The sequence below is a fragment of the Acinetobacter rudis genome (genome assembly GCF_000829675.1).
GTDB lineage: Bacteria > Pseudomonadota > Gammaproteobacteria > Pseudomonadales > Moraxellaceae > Acinetobacter > Acinetobacter rudis.
In genome coordinates this window covers 30969-47954 of sequence record NZ_BBRX01000009.1, presented here as the reverse complement: position 1 = coordinate 47954, position 16986 = coordinate 30969, and the positions used below count along the sequence as shown (strand labels likewise).

Here is a 16986-nt window from a genome sequence, read left to right as displayed (position 1 = left end):
AATGATGATTGTCTCTCCTGTATTTCACCATTATGTTCTGGACTGGTTGCTCGATGTACTATAAATGAGCCGAAAACACTAACATTGAGTTTCAATGTGTCTTTAAAGCCCTTAGGCCCATTAATATACTTCCCATTAAGAAGGTAATTACCCTCGCTTAAACATGAGTTACAGTCAGCATCTGTGAATAACCCTCTAAAATTATATCCAGACGAGAAGCGATCATTTGTAAGAACAAATGGATGTGGAGCAGCATTTTCCCATTCCCCATTATTAATTTTTTTCCACTTCTTCGTTGTCGTACCTGTTTGTGAAACAGTTATTTCTTTAAAGCCACCATAGCGATCAATACAAACTAATGCAGCACCAGAAAAACTCTCAGGCATATTCTTAGGATTAGTTACAACATATCGGCCACGAAATAAAATAGTTGTAGGATCAATTGCATCAAAAACACCATCAAATGGATTAGAGGGATCGCGCCATATTCCTACCCCATCAGAATATCTACAAACTCTAGACCAAACTGTTGTAGCTTTTGTAAAACTATACAGTTCTTGTCTAAAGTATCCTGGAACAGATGGTGTTACATGAATGATCGACTCTTCATTAAGTACAAAACCTATAGGCAGATCGCTATAATGATTATTAGGATTGAGTAAATAACGTCCATTTCTATTCGCTAAATTAACACTACCATTGGAAAGCGGAATTACATCTTGCAATATTGAATTTGTATAATTAATTGCCTGATCCAATTCACTCAATCCAGTGTCGTGCCATTTTGGTTGAGTATCTGGTGCACGTGTTTCCCAGATCCACTCTTTGCGAGTGTCATACGCCTTACCAGCAACAGGCTCAGTTAAAGGCTTCTGTTTTAGTAGATCCTCCTCAAATGAAAAAATGAGCAACCCTTTTTCTGCTGCCTGAATCTTTGAATTAGTCAACTCAAACTCTTTTTCTACATCCAATGTATTTGCCTTTTTATTAAGCTCTTGCTCAAACAATTCATTGGTCGGTCGATCCTTGATATCCTCTCGACTCTGCTCCAACTGATCTGCAATATCCTCTAAATGCGTTTGTACGCTTTTATGATCAAGTGAAAATACAACACCTGCAGTTACACCACCAAAGATATTGGGATTGGTTGCAGCGATGAATGTATCGACGTACTTTTTTCAACTTTCAAATATCTGCTTTTCACGCACTTGAGCCAGCATGTCATAATTGAAATCATGTGTACGTCGCCACTCGATCTCATCTTTAATACGTGCCAATGAAATAGCATCAATTAAATTTTGCTCTTGGAGGAAATGCCAGATCTTATCTAAGTCATAATTAAATGCTTCTGGCCGCATACTGTTGTTGTATGACTCAAAGTTGGTCTGACGATCTGGCACAGTATCACGGGCCAGTGTTACTTCATCACCGTTGTTAGGTGGGGTACGAAACACCACTGCACCATCTTCCATATTGACCGCATAGCTGCCCACTGGAGGGCGCTCTTTGTTTACCGTAACAACTAAATATCGCTCATCATGCAGATCAAAAGTTATTGGGAAACTTGCTGTTGTTCCGTTGGCCGTATATGTGACTATAGGCACTTGATTGGGTACTGACATAAATCACCTTTGGAAATCTAAAGCGGCTTCAATGACCCCGCTGTTCTCTCTCCAATTAGGCGACTCATTCGGTACAGATGTTCTGTGTAATTTCCCTATACGTTCAGGACTTTCAACCACTGCACCCGCTAAAGAATCTAGGTGATCATCCTCTTGATCTGTAATGGCTGGATTAAACTGCTGCATTTGTTTATATTGGCGTGATGTATTCTCACCTTGCTCCGTATCAAGGACTGACACATGCGCCCACATAAGGCCAGAAACTAGGGGGCCTTCAAGCGCATCTAGGATTCGCATATTTTTACTTTTGGTTGATGGTTGTGGATCTACACCACAACGAAGCTTACGAGCCTTAAGTGCTCCTTTGAGTGAAGCAGGTGCAAACTCACCTATACCATTCTTTTCGATAACAATTTTTGGAATATGGAATTGTTCAATTAGGTCGCATAGTTGCCAGACTTGGCCACCAGTAATAGATCCATCCTCACTGTGTTTAACAACCTCACCTGTAAGCTCAATGGATCGATGCCAATATTTATTACCTATATCATCGTGCAGCACCAAAGCTACGGATGATGCATCCGCTTTCTTATTTCCGCTTGCTGGATCCCAACGGCATGTAATACCAACAATTCGACGCTCACCCAGCATCATGTAGTATTGGCCATTAGCTCGTTTTAGGATTGGCTCAACTTCATATGGGATTAATTTGTCTGGATCGAGTCGGACATCACCAATTGGTTTGGCATGCATCTGATACTGTGAATCCCACTCATTTAAAGTGGTACATTCTTCACGACGTGCAGCCATTTCCTCTGCATCAAATCTTTCTGACCAAATACTTTCTGAGTAAAAATCAGCAATATGGTGATTGTCTGATAGAACTATGGTGTAGACATTGCCTGTTTTTCTGCAGGTATAATCCTGCCCTTTGTGTAGATATTTAGAACCAGTACCAATACCAGCAAAGGCATGTATAGGCTCAAAATCTATTATGTACTTGGTGCCTGATACTGCAGCCTCTATACGCTTTTCATGTTCAAACATTTTGAGTATCAAGACATCAATCCTCTTTCTCTTTTTGATTTTTTCGTACAGTGAGTCATGCGAATGCGGTGTACCTATCCAAAGCTTTTTAGCTTTTGGGTAAGCAATATGTGTTTGCTCTGAGAGCTTATGTACAAGGCTCTCTCGCTGTTTTGGATTAGCTGTTGTCTTAGGTGTTTCAACGTCATCGTTTTGAATAAAATGGGCACGGTGGCCAGTCACACCAGATAAAATCCCTTTGGCCAACATAGTTCCGTAACGAACGTCCTTAGTTCCATTGACCCACCATCGTTCGATCTCGCCCTTTTTTCTTTTAACGCTTGGATTTCCTACGCATAGTGGATGTTTTTCTAAGACTTCTTTTGTGCCGTTTGAGCACTTATAGGCATCTTCATCCGTGGTTCCTTGGTGCAGGATCTGAGTTTGTGGCCAGCAATAAATCACCCAAGCATTGAACACATCTAGAATTGTTGATTTTGAATGCCCACGCGGTAGCATGAGTAATCCTGTACGGCCATTTAAATAAAAGCCCTCCAAGAAAATACATACTAAAACGTGGAACTCTGGCACTTTCCATTCTTGGTACTCTGCCCAAAGAATAAAAAATGCGAGAAAACTGACCTTAGGTTGAATCATTAACTGAGTCGCTGTTTAAGCTTCGCAGCTTCCATCTCTGCCTTTTTGATTAAATTGGCTTCGTGTTTGGCTTGAGTGGCTTCGGTTGTACTGACTGGTGGTAGCCCGCCTCGACGGTAAGCCAATACTTGCTCAACCTTAGTAATAGCAGATGCACATTGATTTAAGCCCTTATAGAGCCAAACTTTATTACCCCGATTTTCTTCTGTATCAAACTTACATTCGACTGCAGCATAGGCAATTTGAATCATATCTGCTGTCATTGTTTCCGACAGTTCTTCAAGCTCTTTAATTTGATCTTCACGCATAAAAAATCCCCCCTATATTGGTTAAACATACGAGGGATTGAGGTGCGGTTTGTTGGGTGATTTTAACTATAATTATCCCACTATTTTGCAACTGATATTTTATTTTTTAATTTATTATAGCTGTTAGGTAAATTATTAAATATAATAATAAAACTATAGGAAATTATTTGATATTAAACCAATGGATAACATGCAAACTGAAATGTTCTTCACAGAAACATTAATAGAACAACTAGATATACTAGATAAAACTATTACTCAGGAAGAGCATATATTAGATGGTTACTTGCACAACACACAAAACAGTATAATCATAATTAAAAACATCATTGAAAATAATTACTTATTAATAAAAGTACCAGAATTATTTCCCTACATATCAAAAATTATTACTGACTTATATGATAAGTTTAAATATTGGGAAACTGATCTTATTAATGGCAGAACAAAAGAAGAACTGGAGAATTTCTCAAATCAATTACTTGTTTTAGCAAATTACCTCTCTACTATACGAGACTTAAACCTTGAGTTTAACAAATATACAACCAAGCTAATAAATCAATCAATTGTGGATGTCAATAAAGAGCTGGAAACCTTTAAACGGCTCAGAAATATAGCTGACAATGGATTAACTGAAGGTATTTACAATAACGCTGTTTTAAAATACCAAAAATTTGAAAAGAAATATCGAAAATATTTCTATAGAACTGTCGCCACGGTATTGATCCTAGCTTTTTTGTTATTACTGTTTAAATCAAAAGTTATAAGTGCTTTACAAATAGGAGATACCGAATTCTGGGTTTTAAAAGTTTCTTTACTAGTTGTTGGAGTCACTTTAATTAGTTACTTTGTAAAACAATCAGTGCACTACCAAAAGCTGGCTGACCAGAACTACCAAACTCAAATTGAACTACAAGCATACCCAAGCTTCATGGAGAGCATCCCAACCAACGAAGCAGCATCAATTCGAAAAGAACTGGCTCTTAAATATTTTGGGCGAGAAATTGATGGATCTACTCATAAGGACATGTCTAATCTAATTTTGGATCAAATGAAAAGCACTACCGAATTAGTCAAAGCATCAGCTGAGGTTGTTAAGGGGTTTAACCAACCACTAGCCAAATCAGCAGATCCAAGCAACCCCAAAGACACCCCCACCCAATAAAAGAATAAGCCCTATCTATTGATGGGGCTTTAAAGTTACTTAATCATTAATTTTATAAATTACTGCCCTATAGCTTTCTCAAAATCTGGTGCACGAATACTATCGTCTTCTAACCAGCGTGTACTAGATTTCAATATCAGTAGTTATTCTGAAATAGGGCACTCTAGGGATGAAAACCTATAATCCAGAATATTTTCATAATATTTATTTACCACCATTATTGCGACAGTCATCCCACCATTAGCCCGAATTACCTTACTCTTTCCATAATTTGACTTACAGAAATTACTCTTAGATGCGTTGAGATATCGTTGTTCAATTTCCAAAGTATCCTCTTCAACATCCAGCTCCATAGTCATAAAATATAAATCAGGAGATATGCCCATCATGACGATTCTGCTTTCGTCGCTAAGATGAATTGGTAAATTTTTCACCGTTTCTTTTGATACATTTCTCCAAAATTTTATATATTCTGCCTCATCGGTAACTTTGTAATTACTATCAACCAAACCCATTATTTTTAATTGCCTATCCATTTCTGTCTCAGCAAAACAACTAGTTGAGAAAAACAATAATAATATAGTTATTACTTTAATCACTTCACCCCCCTTCAAAATCAATAATAATATTTACACCAAACTAATTACCAATAACTTTTCCAAAATCTGGCGCACGAATGTTGTCTTACCTAGAGCAACACCTGTTAAAACTTGGCGCTTGAACTCATTAAATACCTTACCTGCCTCATTTACGCGCTTATTTTCTGCAATTTCAGCACGGTTATTTAAAGTCATGATCTTGCTAGAAATAGATGAGCTATATGATTGAGCCACTTTACTATCGAGAAACTTTTTATCTTTAATTGATTCCTGAACCTGTTTGAGTGCTGCAACATCACCTGAAGCAAATGCTGATTCGATACCTACATCTAATTCTTTACGATCTTGAGCCACTTCAAAATCCCATCGGATCTGCTGTTTTTCAGCTTCCGATACTGCAGAGGTTTTGAGATATTCATTAAGTGAATGTCGCCCCTCATCACGCGGCATACGTGTTGCATTGGCTAAAGCCACACCATTAAGCACTCGATCTTTATTTTCTGTCGCTTTCAACTGCAGTGGTAGGAAAGAACCAGATTGCTTATTAACGTTAGCATTCCAACTATCTTCATAATCTTTTTGAGCAAAATGAGTCAACTCCCCACGTAGTTCAGCAAAACGATCACTGGACCATTTCTTTAATTCTGTATCTGCTGCAGCTGCAGACAGTGTGCCGTTGCCTACTTGGTTGCGTAGATCCGTGGTCTTATCACTAAACTCGGTTGTAAGAACTTCATCAACTTTAAGTTGCCCCTCTTTTTTATCTAGCTCGTTATGAAAAAGTTCAAGGCGCTTTGCAGATTCCTCAGCTGCACGTTGCGCTTGGTCTTGCTGTTCTGCATATTCGCCAAGCTGTTGCCCTGCACCTTGCAACATACCACCAATGATCTGACCGCTACGATCTTGTGGCAATTGAGTTTGATGGGCTTGTACTATGGACTGCCCAAAGTTACCTACTGGAATTCTAGCCATTATTTCCACCCATTCTTTTGAGGTTGATTAGCCTTATAGCCACCGCTCTTAGCACTCTGTTTAGATTGATAACTTCCAATAGCAGAAACGGTATTGGCCACACCTGCAGCTGCACTAGCATTTGCATTGGATCGATGCACACTAGCTGCACCTTTTAATTGCTGTGAGGCGTTGTAACCCATCAGCTTTGCAACTTCTTCGTCATATGTGCCACGACGTTCAATGTCATCGTTAATGACCAGAGCAACACCCTCATTTACATCAAGGCCGTTTTCTGCTGCAGCTGCACGTGCTGCAGATTGTGTTTTTTCTTTTTCCTTACGAATTCGTTCAGCCTCAAGTCGGCCTTGCTGCACTTGTGCTTCAGCATCTGCTTCCGCTTGTTTAGCTGCAGTTTTATTGCCTTGGTAACTTGAATAACCCGCTATAGCTGCCCCTGCTGCTGCGGCAACCGCCGCTACTGCTGCCCATGACATTATTCAATCTCCTTAACTTGATTAGGTAATGAAGCAAGGAATTGATCAATTTCATCATCTGGCACAATAACTTGCTGCTCGATCACTTCTAGATCTGTTTCATCGGTTGGGTGTACAGTGATCCAAGAACTATCCTCATGAAAATAGCCAATACGTTTTGTACCGGGCATGGATTTTAAAACAACCGGTGCACGTAAAAACTCAATGCCATTTTCCGTGGCCACAGTGATTGAGCCCTTGGTTAAAATGTTCATGTGTTCAGTACGATGCATCTTGCTAACCACAATTGTTCCTGCAGCTGCATTCATCTGACGCATATAAACGCCTGGTGCAAAATGGTGAACCACTGGAACATCAATCAGATCTGCATTGCCTTGGATCTGTTGCTGAACATCACGAACAACTTCAACATAAGATCGACTCTGCAGCTCCATACTTTTTAAAAGGCTCTGTAAGTATTGTGTGTTTTCAGGTTGAATAATCTCAGTCATTACCAAGCTCCATATCTAAAACAATGCCATGCTCACGAAAGCCAAATTTCTTATAGAGTCGTAAACATCCTTTTGTTTGAATACCTGTAGTTGTACCCACTTGCACACGATCTGCTTTGATCAATTCTGCCCATTCGATGAATACTGACAGCAAGTTAATTGCTGCATTGGTTACTCGATATTCAGGCTTAACATAAAAGACCTGTTCAAATGCTACTGTCTGGCCATCAAACCAATCTTTAGTCGATGAACATACAATCCCACCAATAGCAAACGAACCAAGCTCAGCAATGAAAATACAACCACTGCCGTTGATGATTTCTTTAAAGTTTTCTGTCAACACATCAATGTTAATTACGCGGCCAGAATAATTAGGTGCTTCTAAAATGAATTGCTGGCCAAGCTCAACCAGCGTTGGAATATCTTCTAATGTTGCTACACGTATTTTCATTGCTATCTCTCATTGATTGCGAGGTCGATAGCTACAGCTTGCAAGTGAAAAGGTAGCGGTTTGTTGTGTGTTATCGTGAGATCCATTTCGTAAAGATCGGCCCAAGTGCCACCTTCTTCTAAATGACGACCAGTAAACGGCTTTGGTGCACCGAAAATATTGTCATCAAATTTATAAAGGTTGAGTAATTCACCATTAAAAATTGGGGCTTGTGACTTGTTGAAATAGAAAGCCATCCATAACACTTTAGCTTTGTATGAAAGCGAGGTAAGCGGCACTTGTGATAGCTCAGGTGGAAACATCACAATTTCAACTTCAAAAGGTTGGCCAACATGTACAGTTTGAGCAAAACCTTTGCTGACATCTAAAATAATTTGATCTTCAGAACGTGTAGATCCAATCGAATATTGGCTCTCTCCATCGATCTGATAGGCTTCGATACTGGTCAATTCGCTGACAGTAGAAGCCAAAAAGCTGTTTTCATTTTTGCCAAGGCTTATCGATCGCTCACAGTCTGTAAATGCATTAAATGAAATCTCCTCAAGCACAATAGATCCATTGCGCTCAACAAGCATGAAACATAGATCGCTGCCCAATTCACTAGGTACTGAGCAAACACTTTTTACTTTCCCGCCAAAGTCATGCTGCGCCCATGCCACGACTTCTTGTTCGCGGTTGAATGTGATACTTGCTGCCTTACCATCTGCTAAGGTCAACCACACCAAGCTTTCAGGCTCTTGCTGATATGTAATTTCAAGGATGCCACCGTGGATCTGGCCAATGTGTCGGGATAATGCACTGACTTCTGGTGATACAAGTCCGTCCACTTCATAACGGTAGGACAATGCACGTAAACGCTCACCGCCTCGCTGTACGAATAAAAGCTCATTACCAACTCGACAAGGCCGTGTGAGTGGATATGCACCATAGGTCGTGTGCTCATCAATCTGTACTGAGGCAGGTGCAAGCACTCCATCCGATCCAATTAAGAACTCAGCACCACTGGTTAATGCGACCAGTCCTTTTGTTGGAACAAGAAACATAATTGAGTGGGATTGATCAGAAGAAGATACAACGCTAAATGCATCCCCATCGTCTGCAGTCTCTAGAAAATTAGTTGGTACACCTACAGCACTAAACCAGATCTTGTTCGGAAACTTCTTTGTATTGCCAAAAACAAGGCGCTGTTTATAGAACGATATACACTTGGGATAACCTAGTTCATCACTAAACGCTGCAGTCTTTAGAACCCAAGATTTAGCAATAGCTTGAACAACAGCCGTTAATTCAACAATCACTTCGCCTTTAAGTTGCCAAAAGCTAATAAACTCAGTCACGCGGACATAGCCACCATTGATGTGAATAATTGCCCCAACATGCTCAGGTTTAAAAGCATCAACCTGTTCGCCCTCAACTGATTCCCAGTCATCATTTTCAAGAGTTGGCTGTGAATTGACGTTATCCCTTAAAGCTTTCCAAAATGAGTTTAAGTGGATCACTCGATCATCTTGAAAATATGTAGTTGCTGCATTCCAAGTCGGATAGCTAGAAGCTGATAGAGATATGGTTTCGCCTACATCCTTACCACTTGGTGTTAATGCTACGTTCGGGGTTGTTATAACCTCATCCATTGGAGGCACATCGTATTTAAGTTCACTAAATTGCCAGTTGGTAAAATCCTCCGAACATTGCAGCATATGCACTGGATGTTTTGGGTGAGTGAAATACATGACATAACGAGTGTGCACATACTGAATATCAGCAACTTGTTCTAACTCATATGGCGTATCTAAACGAATGACTATGGTATGTTTGCGCGGATCATAGACGCTTATAGATTTAGCCCCAAGGATCAATAAATACGAATCCTTTGATGTGGTGGCAAATGTAATTAAACGTCTTGCTTCAGCCATAATGGATCTAAATAAAGTACCTGGTCTTTTTCTCACGCCACCTTCGACCAAGGGGATACAATTTTTAAGTGTTTTGGCTCCATTGCCATACTGTGCAATATCAGTACGAGTGCTTAGAACAGGTGCTAACTCACCAGAACTAAAGTTATTTTTCATCGTTGAAGTCTTAGCCATTAGTAGCGCACTCCAATCAATTCAGATTGATATGAGGCGCTAAAATCTTGGCTTGGTCGCTCTTGGCCATTGATCGCACGTGCTTGCTTTAAAATCATTTGAAGCTGTTGCCATGCGCTATCAGCCTCAGCATTACTACCTGTTGTTGGTTTGGCAATTTTATGGGCCATATACAGCGCCATAGCTTCGACAAGCAATGAATCCCATGTGTCCTCATTATCATTGTCGAAGATATAAACAAGGTTGATCAGATTAGCATTAGATAGGATGTGGCGATTTTCAATTTCAAATGCAGTGCTGCCGACATCGATCACACGTAGGAAATCTTTAGGTAATGGAAAGGCATGGCGATAGCCAAACAGTTGATGATTAACATCTGGTGCTAACTGTGCACGCTTCTTAGCGCATGACCACGGATGCATCCGTAACAAAGCTTTACGTGTTTGATCATAGAGCAGCTTGCAACGACGTGCGTTAGCATGACTGTCTTCTAGTGAAGTGATAGGGCTAGATCCAATCAAACTCAATGCTTGGTTGCATACATGTACTTTTGTAATAGACATATTGAATATCCGAAATTATTTTTTTAATAATTATCGAAACTTAGGTATGCTTTGTTGTGTATTTAAATCGAGAATAAAGAGAAGTTTATGGATTTGTCTGCATTGGCTACATTTTTTACTGGTTTGGTTGCATTATTCATTTATTTCAATTGGCGTATCCAAAAATCATCAGAAGTAATAGCCATAGAAGCTAAGGATTTACTTAAAAAAATCAACTTTATTTGGTCAAAGTTGGAGATTAACGACACCATAATTGGTAGTCATCTTATTTTAAATCTAGATTATAAGGAATCCTTCATCGTAATTGAGGAGTTGATTTTCACTTTGGATTTCTTGGATGACAAAGTACCAAATGTAGTAACCTATAAAAATTCAATTAAATCTTTCTTGAATCATTTGAAACATTTACGTGATCTCGCTAATAAGGACGAACACTCTTGGGGAATATACTCAGAAGATTCACAAGAACAGATAAAAATATTTTCAAAAACTCTAAGTGATCTAAAAAAGCCTATTAGAAAGCTTGCTAGATATGAAAAATAGCCCCACACGTATGCAGGGCTAGGATTGATTAAGCTGTAAAGTCGATCGCAACCACTTTCACTTCATTGGCACGTGCTGCACCAAATGAATGAACACCACCAACCTGTTTGATGTTTTTCTTGTCTGGACGAGTTGAAATATCAAAAGCTGTGATGTCTGCGTCACCAAAATGCACTGCGGTACCAGAATACATAACTGTACGTTTTGTACCTGCAGTAGCACCTGCTTTTAGTTTTTCGTAAGGAATCCAGTTGACGCCCATCCACTTACCACCGACACCACCTTCCTGCAGCATTTTACCTGCCATGAAGTCAGCACTTGTAAGTGTTGTATCACCTAAAATCAGCTCTAACATTTTTGCAGAATAAAGCACATAAAGCGTTTCACCATTATGCTCATCAACTTCGTTTTCACGGAAAAGAACCTAGTCTTGCTGCATACCATGCCTTAGCCGACATTGTTTACTCACTCATTGCACGTGAGCTGTGTTCCATAATGCCATGGGAATAATTTAAATTGAGTCATACTTCGCCAGATCTCATCTGCGGGCGAACCACGTTGACCAACCTTGAATCACCAGTGAACATATCAGCCATAAAAAGCCAAAAGCAATTTCAAGCACATAACTTTCTAATAAAGTCATTCAGAATTGTAAAATCTTTATTTCATTAACTTAAATATATGAAAAGGCCCAAATTTTCATTCAGGCCTTCATGAGCTGTAAGTAAATCAGTCCATTTTAATGGCTATTGGGATAAACCATTTTCTCTGGTTGTACAATACTATCAAACTGTTCTGCTGTGACGAGCTCTAATTCAACAGCAACTTGTTTTAAAGTCTTTCCTTGTTTATAAGCTGTTTTTGCTACTTTTGCAGCATTTTCATAACCAATTACAGGATTAAGTGCTGTGACTAACATCAGCGAGTTATGTAGGAAATAGTCTATTTTTTCACGGTTTGGCTCTATACCCACAGCACAATGCTCATTAAAACTATTACAAGCATCACCAAGAAGCTGAATAGATTGTAGTAAGTTATAAGCTAACACTGGCATATAGACATTTAATTCAAAATTTCCTGCTGCACCGGCAAAATTAATCGTTGTATCGTTACCCATCACTTGTGCAACAACCATAGTCATCGCTTCACACTGTGTCGGGTTTACTTTACCCGGCATAATACTTGAACCTGGTTCATTTTCAGGGATTGATAATTCACCAAAACCACAGCGTGGTCCACTTGCTAACCAACGAATGTCATTTGCAATTTTATTTAAGCTGGCAGCCAAAGTTTTAAGCGCACCAGAAGCAAAAACAATTGCATCGCGTGCCGCCAAAGCTTCAAATTTATTTGGAGCCGTTACAAAGTTAATCCCTGTGATTTCTTTAAGTTGTGCAGCTGCAGCAACAGCATAGTCTGGATGAGCATTGAGTCCAGTTCCAACCGCCGTGCCCCCTAGTGGAAGCTCATATAACCACTGTAAAGCTTGATCTATACGTTTTAAGCCATGGTCTAACTGAGTTACGTAGGCGCTAAATTCTTGTCCTAATGTTAAAGGCGTTGCATCTTGTAAATGCGTACGACCAATTTTCACGATATCAGCAAATGCTACTGCTTTTTGCTCTAATGTATTACGTAGTTGCTTTACTGCTGGAATTAATAATTCATGTATATGTAAACTGGCTGCAACATGAATTGCAGTAGGAAACGAGTCATTGGTAGATTGAGCACGATTGACGTGATCATTCGGGTGGACTGGGCGCTGTGAACCAAGGGGGTTACCCAACTTTTGGTTAGCAATATTTGCAATAACCTCATTACAGTTCATATTGCTTTGTGTGCCAGAGCCAGTTTGCCAAATCACTAAAGGAAACTGTTCATCCCACTGTCCTGCAATCACTTCATCTGCTGCATCAACAATATATTGAGATAAATCTTGTGGAATTTGCTGAAGTTCGGCATTGGTTAATGCTGCTGCTTTTTTGACTAAACCCATAGCACGAATCAGAGGACGGGGTAAATGTTCATTGCCAATCTTAAAATTTTGGATACTACGCTGGGTTTGTGCCCCCCATAGTGCTTGGCTTGGAACTTCAACCTCACCCATAGTGTCGTGTTCAATACGTGTTTGCATAACTACCTCAGCGATGATTTGATCATGAATACTATTTATACAATAAAATCAAACATAAGCGGATCTTATAATGTATCCGTAAATACTAATCAAAACTCGCGAGATAGTAAATGATAATCAGTTTCATTTGATTGTATTTCTATAATAATTCCATTCATCTTCAATCATTTTATGAATGGAACGTTGTGCTTTCCAATTGAGTACACGCTGTGCTTTGGTACTATTTGAGCCAATTTGATCTAAAGTAACCGTAGCATAGCTTGGTTCTATTGTTTTTATATTTACCTGAGTCACAGCCGAAATAGTGTCTAATAGCGACTGAATTGAAGTCACTTCATTTGCGATATCAAAAGCCTCACAGACATTTGTTTGCTGTTGTAGCCATAGAATACTGGCTGAAATTGCATCGCAAACATCGAGCACATGTACAAAACTGCGTTGCACTGTTTGATCTGCTGTTTGAGCAAATTTTTGTAACTCAATCGCTTCACGTTGCATAGATGCGACCTGCATACTCAACGGAATAATATTTTTAGGTAGTGGTGTAACCACTTCACCTAAAATACCGTGCTCAAAAGCACCTGCGACATTACCAAGACGTAATATCGCAATTCGCCATTCATTATCCGTTTTAAAGGTATCACGAATAATTTCCTCGATCATTTGTTGTGATTTTATATACGGATTTGGATAAGCATAATTAAACTTAATCTCTTCATTTAAATCTAAACTTGATTCGCCATATACAGTCAAACTAGATAATTGAATGAGACGTCGTACACCTGTTCTTTACATTGAGCGCAATAAGCTCATAATACAGCTAACGTTATCGTTGTAATATTCCAAAGGTTTTAAATTTGATTCTTCAAGTGATTTAAAAGACGCCGTGTGTACCACAGTATCAATTGAATATTGTTCAAAAATCTTGTTTAATGCAGGTGTATTGCGGATATCAATTTTGGCAAAAGGAATATACATCCTTGAAATATATTCCAAACGTTCCAATATTTCTAAGCTTGCATTGGCAAGATTGTCAATAATGACAACTTCTTGTCGTTGTGCTAATAAACTTAGTGCAACGTGTGAACCGATATATCCTAAGCCACCAGTGATTAAAATCATTGTGTAATTTCCTATTTCTTATGTTTTCTAAATACCCTATTAAGTCAATTATGCTATTCCATGACGTGAACGCACTATGAGTACTCTGGTTCTTATTACTTCAGCACCAAGCTCGATCCACGCTTGGCATGCTTATACACTCGTTCAATCATTGATTGAGAAAAAACATGAAGTACGTGTTTTTTTCTATCAAGATGGTGTCTGCGTTGCAAATCAATTACAGTGGGTTCCTGATGATCAACGCAATTTGAGCCATGAGTGGGCTAAACTTGGCCTTCGACTTCCTGTTTGTGTTAGTGCGGCACTTGCCAGAGGCATAACAGATCAAGAAAATGCCAATCGCCACCATCTTCCTTCCAATAATCTTGCTCCTGGGTTTGAATTAGTTGGACTTGGTGAATTGGCCGAGGCGATTCAAGTAACTGACCGTTTGGTTAGATTCTAAGTCTTAACATTTAATATATTGTTGCTTTTAAAAGGCGAATTGTGTGCGTACTGTGCTTATTGTATTAACCCAATCCAACTTAACCAGCTTAAACATTCATGAAAGTATTTCAGCCACCATGGTTTTAGCTACTTTTGGATGTAAAGTCAGCGTATTAATTCAAGATGCTGGTTTAAGTCTATTAAAAACTGAACGAGGTTTCGACGGTTTAAAACAGGCATTTAAAGCGGCGTCTCAGCTGGTTGAAAGTTTTGAATTCTATGATTTAACGCCTGTGTTGATACAAAGCAAAGATAAAAATGCCCCCTTTGTAACCCAATCAACACAAGAAATTGAGTTTGTTGATGTTAATAAAGATTTTATCCAATCTTTTGATTATGTCTTGTATTGGTAATTATAAATGACCTCCCCTGATAAAAGTTTATATTTAGTTCAATCTGATTATGAAAAGACCTTGCCAATACTTGAACGTATTGAAACTATTTATAGTGAAAATGACAGTATCATCTTAATGGGTGAAGCCGTTTTACATTATATGAATCAATTCTTGATAGAAAAATCTCGTATTTATATTCTCGAATCTGAACTTGGTTTGTTAAATGAAGAGTTAGCTCCTTCACATATTAAGCTTCTAAACTCCTCACAATTTGCTGATCTCGTTTTGGAATATAATCGTTGTATTACATTTAAATGATTTAATATTTAGTGTGGTAAAGAGTAATCGATTATTTGAAATTTAAACTTAATATTTTAAATTTGCTTAGGCTATTTTATGAATGTAGAACTTGATCAAGATGGTCATCTTGTCGATTACACAGTTTGGGATGAAGTGATTGCCCAACAACTGGCCCAAACCTTGGAGTTGGAGCTCAGCGATTGGCATATGCAAGTTTTATTGGCGGTCCGACAGTTCTATCAACAATTTGGCCATTCACCAACGACACGCGCTTTGATTAAATATTTAATTAAAACGGTAGATGCAGACATGACTAATGCTTTATTGCAGGAAAAATTTAATACAGGCTTAGTTGCTCGCCATTTGAGTCGACTAGCGGGCCTACCCAAACCTGCAAATTGTTTATAAGATTCTAATACTTGATAGCACTGTATATTGTTTGTCCTCGATACAGTGCCCCCTCTTTTTATCTGTTTTAGTACAATCCCATCAATGAAACGCCGAGCCCAACATAAGTTGCTCGCTGATTATAATCAATGAGACTTTCACCATAACCATCAAATAACTGGAAATGGCCTCGTAACTTCCCTTTTATTGGAAATGACCAATCAAACTGAGCAGCACCATGCGATCGACTTCCACCTTTTAATGAATGTCGTAACATCAAACTAAAGTCATGATCATTCCAACGATAGAATGTAGTTAGATCACCGCGACCGATATAGTCTTTAATATCAGGGTTATTGTCATCTTTAAAATCTTCTTCGATCCGATACCAAGGACGAATCATCATTGCAAAATTGTCTTTTTCAAAACCCAAGTTAAATATGACGCGGTTCCAGCTACGTGATATTGGATCTGAACCACCATTAGATTGGTGGTTTAAGGTCACACCAAGTAAACGGCCATTGAGCCCCATAATCTCGTAATTGGTTCTAAACATTAAACTTGCTTCAGGCTCATAATTCGTTTCACGGAATGGACGAGACTCATCTGCATTATAAACTTGCCAACGTGATGACTGAGTATAACCAATCCAGAGGTCACCATTGTCGCCAAATATATTTTCCCAAGCCTTGGCTTTTAATGAAATTTGGAATTTAGACTCTGTAGAGTCTAAATGTTGAGCATCTTCAGCGGACACAGTATTGTCAGGGTTTGGACTATGTGGACGCTCATTTTTATTGCTGGTCCAAAACACAGGAAGTAAATAAACGGGTTGATGGGCACGAATGTTCCAAGTCCCTAATTTACTTTCCTCTGATAACTCCCAACGCTTATCAAGCAGCGAAGAGTTGGTATCAAAATGAGGACCTTCAACTGCAAAAATCCCGCCTAGACTTTTACCAATTGCTGCTGTAATACCTTTTTTCTCATCTTTGGGTACTTCTTTTTCAATATCAGTTGCGGCAATACGCTCTGATACCAAAGCAGTTCTTTCTACCTCAGGTGTTTTAAATAATGTGTCATAACATGAGAGTCGATCGGCATTAGACTCTAATGCCGCACAGGCCTGGGCACTACTTGGTTTATATTGCCGCTGCGCTAAATCTTCAGCATGCACTTGGCTCAATAATCCAGAACTGAGCACTGTAAAAATACTCAGCTTTAATTTGCTGTATCGAAACGGCCTGAACGACATATATGCC

At 39.0% G+C, this 16986-nt stretch carries 18 protein-coding genes and 3 pseudogenes; 6 read left to right on the top strand and 15 right to left on the bottom strand.

Annotated elements, in window-relative coordinates; all coding sequences use genetic code 11:
• The 4 genes and pseudogenes from Aru01_RS18520 to Aru01_RS01980 all read right to left on the bottom strand — a co-directional run.
• Positions 1 to 1052: pseudogene (locus Aru01_RS18520) on the bottom strand (SGNH/GDSL hydrolase family protein); the annotation flags it as partial.
• Positions 1053 to 1178: 126 nt separating this feature from the next.
• On the bottom strand, positions 1179 to 1622 hold the full coding sequence (locus Aru01_RS18515; protein WP_016656291.1) for a hypothetical protein: 444 nt from the start codon (positions 1620 to 1622) through the stop codon (positions 1179 to 1181).
• Positions 1623 to 1625: 3 nt separating this feature from the next.
• Complete coding sequence (gene terL, locus Aru01_RS01985; RefSeq protein ID WP_016656292.1) at positions 1626 to 3305, bottom strand: phage terminase large subunit; 1680 nt, start codon at positions 3303 to 3305, stop codon at positions 1626 to 1628.
• Positions 3305 to 3613 (bottom strand): hypothetical protein, encoded by a 309-nt coding sequence (locus Aru01_RS01980; RefSeq protein ID WP_016656293.1) that lies wholly within the window; start codon positions 3611 to 3613, stop codon positions 3305 to 3307. The genes terL and Aru01_RS01980 overlap by 1 nt, the downstream gene beginning before the upstream one ends.
• 190 nt (positions 3614 to 3803) lie before the next feature.
• Here Aru01_RS01980 and Aru01_RS01975 point away from each other — a divergent pair, with 190 nt between their 5' ends.
• Positions 3804 to 4778, top strand: coding sequence for a hypothetical protein (locus Aru01_RS01975; RefSeq protein ID WP_155757958.1), 975 nt, complete (start codon positions 3804 to 3806; stop codon positions 4776 to 4778).
• A 143-nt stretch (positions 4779 to 4921) separates the two neighbouring features.
• On the opposite strand, the gene Aru01_RS01970 is transcribed toward Aru01_RS01975, so the two are convergent.
• The 7 genes from Aru01_RS01970 to Aru01_RS01940 are packed head-to-tail and all read right to left on the bottom strand — an operon-like array spanning position 4922 to position 10417.
• On the bottom strand, positions 4922 to 5377 hold the full coding sequence (locus Aru01_RS01970; protein ID WP_040331209.1) for a hypothetical protein: 456 nt from the start codon (positions 5375 to 5377) through the stop codon (positions 4922 to 4924).
• Positions 5378 to 5407: 30 nt separating this feature from the next.
• Complete coding sequence (locus Aru01_RS01965; protein ID WP_016656296.1) at positions 5408 to 6349, bottom strand: hypothetical protein; 942 nt, start codon at positions 6347 to 6349, stop codon at positions 5408 to 5410.
• Positions 6349 to 6825: a hypothetical protein gene (locus tag Aru01_RS01960; RefSeq protein WP_016656297.1), complete on the bottom strand. Its 477-nt coding sequence runs from the start codon at positions 6823 to 6825 to the stop codon at positions 6349 to 6351. The genes Aru01_RS01965 and Aru01_RS01960 overlap by 1 nt, the downstream gene beginning before the upstream one ends.
• Positions 6825 to 7316 (bottom strand): hypothetical protein, encoded by a 492-nt coding sequence (locus Aru01_RS01955; RefSeq protein WP_016656298.1) that lies wholly within the window; start codon positions 7314 to 7316, stop codon positions 6825 to 6827. Before Aru01_RS01955 ends, Aru01_RS01960 begins: the two co-directional genes overlap by 1 nt.
• Positions 7309 to 7767, bottom strand: a complete 459-nt coding sequence (locus Aru01_RS01950; protein ID WP_016656299.1) for a GNAT family N-acetyltransferase — start codon at positions 7765 to 7767, stop codon at positions 7309 to 7311. The genes Aru01_RS01955 and Aru01_RS01950 overlap by 8 nt, the downstream gene beginning before the upstream one ends.
• Before the next feature lie 2 nt (positions 7768 to 7769).
• Positions 7770 to 9854 (bottom strand): phage nozzle protein, encoded by a 2085-nt coding sequence (locus Aru01_RS01945; RefSeq protein ID WP_016656300.1) that lies wholly within the window; start codon positions 9852 to 9854, stop codon positions 7770 to 7772.
• On the bottom strand, positions 9854 to 10417 hold the full coding sequence (locus Aru01_RS01940; RefSeq protein WP_016656301.1) for a phage connector family protein: 564 nt from the start codon (positions 10415 to 10417) through the stop codon (positions 9854 to 9856). The genes Aru01_RS01945 and Aru01_RS01940 overlap by 1 nt, the downstream gene beginning before the upstream one ends.
• Before the next feature lie 87 nt (positions 10418 to 10504).
• On the opposite strand from Aru01_RS01940, the gene Aru01_RS01935 reads away from it, so the two are divergent.
• The gene (locus tag Aru01_RS01935; protein WP_016656302.1) at positions 10505 to 10960 is read left to right on the top strand and encodes a hypothetical protein; all 456 of its coding nucleotides are present in this window, start codon (positions 10505 to 10507) and stop codon (positions 10958 to 10960) included.
• 28 nt (positions 10961 to 10988) lie between these two features.
• Here Aru01_RS01935 and Aru01_RS01930 read toward each other — a convergent pair.
• The 3 genes and pseudogenes from Aru01_RS01930 to Aru01_RS01920 form a co-directional block, all read right to left on the bottom strand.
• A pseudogene (locus Aru01_RS01930) lies at positions 10989 to 11381 on the bottom strand (phage capsid protein); the annotation flags it as partial.
• Between the two features lie 318 nt (positions 11382 to 11699).
• A complete protein-coding gene (gene fumC / locus Aru01_RS01925; RefSeq protein WP_016656304.1) occupies positions 11700 to 13094 on the bottom strand; it encodes a class II fumarate hydratase in 1395 nt (464 codons plus the stop codon).
• 123 nt (positions 13095 to 13217) lie between these two features.
• Positions 13218 to 14216: pseudogene (locus Aru01_RS01920) on the bottom strand (NAD-dependent epimerase/dehydratase family protein).
• Between the two features lie 76 nt (positions 14217 to 14292).
• On the opposite strand from Aru01_RS01920, the gene tusD reads away from it, so the two are divergent.
• The 4 genes from tusD (at position 14293) to Aru01_RS01900 (ending at position 15745) form a co-directional block, all read left to right on the top strand.
• Positions 14293 to 14661 (top strand): sulfurtransferase complex subunit TusD, encoded by a 369-nt coding sequence (gene tusD / locus Aru01_RS01915; RefSeq protein WP_016656307.1) that lies wholly within the window; start codon positions 14293 to 14295, stop codon positions 14659 to 14661.
• Between the two features lie 43 nt (positions 14662 to 14704).
• Entirely contained in the window at positions 14705 to 15055 is a 351-nt protein-coding gene (locus tag Aru01_RS01910) for a hypothetical protein (RefSeq protein WP_016656308.1), read from the top strand.
• Positions 15056 to 15061: 6 nt separating this feature from the next.
• Positions 15062 to 15355, top strand: a complete 294-nt coding sequence (locus tag Aru01_RS01905) for a hypothetical protein (protein WP_016656309.1) — start codon at positions 15062 to 15064, stop codon at positions 15353 to 15355.
• 78 nt (positions 15356 to 15433) lie between these two features.
• The gene (locus tag Aru01_RS01900) at positions 15434 to 15745 is read left to right on the top strand and encodes a TusE/DsrC/DsvC family sulfur relay protein (protein WP_016656310.1); all 312 of its coding nucleotides are present in this window, start codon (positions 15434 to 15436) and stop codon (positions 15743 to 15745) included.
• Positions 15746 to 15812: 67 nt separating this feature from the next.
• On the opposite strand, the gene Aru01_RS01895 is transcribed toward Aru01_RS01900, so the two are convergent.
• Positions 15813 to 16979 carry a phospholipase A gene (locus Aru01_RS01895; protein WP_040331210.1) on the bottom strand — a complete coding sequence of 389 codons (1167 nt, stop codon included), beginning with the start codon at positions 16977 to 16979 and terminating at the stop codon, positions 15813 to 15815.
• Between the last annotated feature and the right edge of the window lie 7 nt (positions 16980 to 16986).